The organism is Desulfosarcina cetonica JCM 12296, from assembly GCF_001311845.1.
GTDB classification, from domain to species: Bacteria; Desulfobacterota; Desulfobacteria; order Desulfobacterales; family Desulfosarcinaceae; genus Desulfosarcina; species Desulfosarcina cetonica.
In genome coordinates, this window is sequence record NZ_BBCC01000390.1 from 1 (window position 1) to 2,365 (window position 2,365).

General features: G+C 63.8%; 4 protein-coding genes. All 4 read left to right on the forward strand.

Annotation, left to right across the window (positions count from 1 at the left end):
* Positions 1–642: AIR synthase related protein (locus JCM12296_RS34185; protein WP_218188432.1), on the forward strand; the 642-nt coding region annotated here is incomplete at its 5' end.
* Entirely contained in the window at positions 633–1,184 is a 552-nt protein-coding gene (locus JCM12296_RS34190) for an AIR synthase-related protein (RefSeq protein ID WP_054702558.1), read from the forward strand. The genes JCM12296_RS34185 and JCM12296_RS34190, both read left to right, overlap by 10 nt.
* On the forward strand, positions 1,172–1,960 hold the full coding sequence (locus JCM12296_RS34195) for an NAD(+)--dinitrogen-reductase ADP-D-ribosyltransferase (protein ID WP_054702562.1): 789 nt from the start codon (positions 1,172–1,174) through the stop codon (positions 1,958–1,960). Before JCM12296_RS34190 ends, JCM12296_RS34195 begins: the two co-directional genes overlap by 13 nt.
* A gap of 9 nt (positions 1,961–1,969) precedes the next feature.
* Positions 1,970–2,365 (forward strand): ADP-ribosylglycohydrolase family protein (locus tag JCM12296_RS34200; protein WP_172684256.1); only part of this gene is annotated, 396 nt, incomplete at its 3' end.

A 2,365-nucleotide genomic window follows, 5' to 3' on the forward strand; every position in this document is an offset into this window, starting at 1 on the left:
CACGTCTTGATGGTGGGCGATTTTCTTTTCGACATGCAGGCCGGTCGCCGGGCCGGCGCTCTGACCGCTTACCTGAGCAACGGTACGTCCCTGCCCGAGGGGCTGGATTGCGATTTCGTGGCCGCCACCCTGGACCAGCTCAAGCCGATCATCACCGACGGCCTGGCATTGCCGGCCGGCAAATTGCCCAACGCCTTTCTCGCCGAGCTTTTGGCCTGTTACGCCATGGACGACCCTTCGGTAATCGTGGGCCCCACCGTGGGGGAGGATACGGCCGCCGTGGACATCGAGGGCGAGGCGGTGTTGGTGCTTAAAACCGATCCGATCACCTTTGCCACCGCATCCATCGGCCGTTACGCGGTTGCGATCAATGCCAACGATTTGGCCACGGCCGGCGCCGCGGCCCACTGGATGCTGGCCACCCTCCTTCTGCCCTGCGACTTTTCGCGCTCCCAGGTGCGGCAGATTTTTGCCGACCTGCACGGAGCCTGCACCGACCAGGGCATCACCCTGTGCGGCGGACACACCGAAATTACCGACGCAGTCCGCCGGCCGGTGGTGTCCGGCATGATGTCCGGCACCGTCGCACGCAACGACCTGATCCGTAAGAGCCGCATGCGCCCGGCGATCGGGTGCTGGTGACCAAGGGCGTGGCCGTGGAGGGCACGGCGATCATCGCCGCCGAGTTCAGGCAACTGCTTCTGGACAAGGGCATGCCGGTCGAGGAGATCGATGCCTGCACCGCCTTTCAGGAGATGATCAGCATCCTGCCCGAGGCACGTATCGCCTGGCGTGTGGGCGGGGTCTCGGCCTTGCACGACGTGACCGAGGGCGGCATCGCCACGGCGCTCTCCGAATTGAGCCAGGCCGGCGGCCGGGGGATTCGCGTCAGGCGCGATCAGGTGCCGGTCTTTTCCCAGACCCGTCGCATGGGAACCATCCTGGGCATCGATCCGCTGGGCCTGATCGGCTCCGGCAGTCTCTTGATCAGTTGTCGTCCCGAATTCGCCGCCGCCCTCGTCTCCGACCTTCACCAAAGCGGTATCGCCGTGACCGAGATCGGCGAGGTGACCGACGCGCCACCGGGGATCAGTGCCGTCGAGGGCGCGTGTCCGGTCGACTGGCCCAGTTTCGATGTAGACGAAATCACGCGTCTGTTCACCCGGGTGCCATGCCACCGCTGACCAATATGTGCGACGTGCCGGCGTGGGAGATCGCCTCACGGGCATTCAACGAACATCCCCGGCCATTGCACATCCAGGGAACCCGCTCCACGCACCGACATTTCTTCAACATGCTGGACCGCCTGGAAACCTGGGACGAGCGCGCCCGCAGTTACCAGGACTATATGGACGTGGCCTTTCATCTGCATCAGTGGCGGCGCGAAAAAGACCCCACCGGCCAGCTCAGCCTGAAAAACAGTTATCTGCGGTTCCTGCGCGGCTGGCTGTTCGATGCCAATTCCGTGGAGGGGGCGGTGATGAAGGGCTGGGTGGAGAGCCGCCTGGGCATTGCGCCCACGTTCCACAAGAAGCGGATCCAAGACCGGGCTTGCGAGGCTTACTTCGATTACATGGGCGAACGGCTCAACGGCGCCGCCCGCACCAACGCGATTTTATCCCAGCTGGACCTGTTGTACGAATTCGGCCAGTATGAACTGGCCCGTCGCCATCCGGAGCGCCTTCACATGACCCTCTACCGCGGGGTGTACGATTTTGCCGAACATGAAGTTCTCGCCTGGCCGGACGAGACCCACGCCGTGGTGCGGCTCAACAACCTCAACTCCTTTACCCGGGACTTCGAGCGGGCCTGGGAGTTCGGCACCCTGGTGATTGAAGCCCAGGTACCGATTCCCAAGGTTTTTTTCGACGGAGCCTTTTTGCACGCCGGCATTCTCCAGGGTGAGGAAGAGGTGCTGGTGATCGGCGGAGAATACGAAGTCACCCTGCGACTGTATTGAGGAACCTTCATGACTGTTACGCGCTCATCCGAAACCTGGGCACAGACCGTCGAGCGGGCCCGGGCCGCCTTTCTCGGCATGGCCGTCGGCGATGCCCTGGGCGCCACCACGGAATTCATGACACCCACCGAGATCCGGTTCAAATACGGGGTCCACAAGAAGATCATCGGCGGCGGCTGGCTCTACCTGAAACCCGGGCAGGTGACCGACGACACGCAAATGTCGCTGTGCATCGCCCGGGCCATCCGGGAGTGCGGCGGCTGGGACCTGACCGCCATCGCCCATCATTTTGTGGCCTGGATGAAAAGCCGACCCGTGGACATCGGTGCCACCTGTGCCCGGGGGATCCGCGAGTTCATGCACACCGGCCGCTTGGAGATGCCGCCCACGCGTGGGACGCCGGCA

What these genes read in the sequence shown, in the direction of transcription:
- JCM12296_RS34195 (WP_054702562.1), top strand. Translation starts at nt 1,172, where the DNA reads ATGCCACCGCTGACCAATATGTGCGACGTGCCGGCGTGGGAGATCGCC.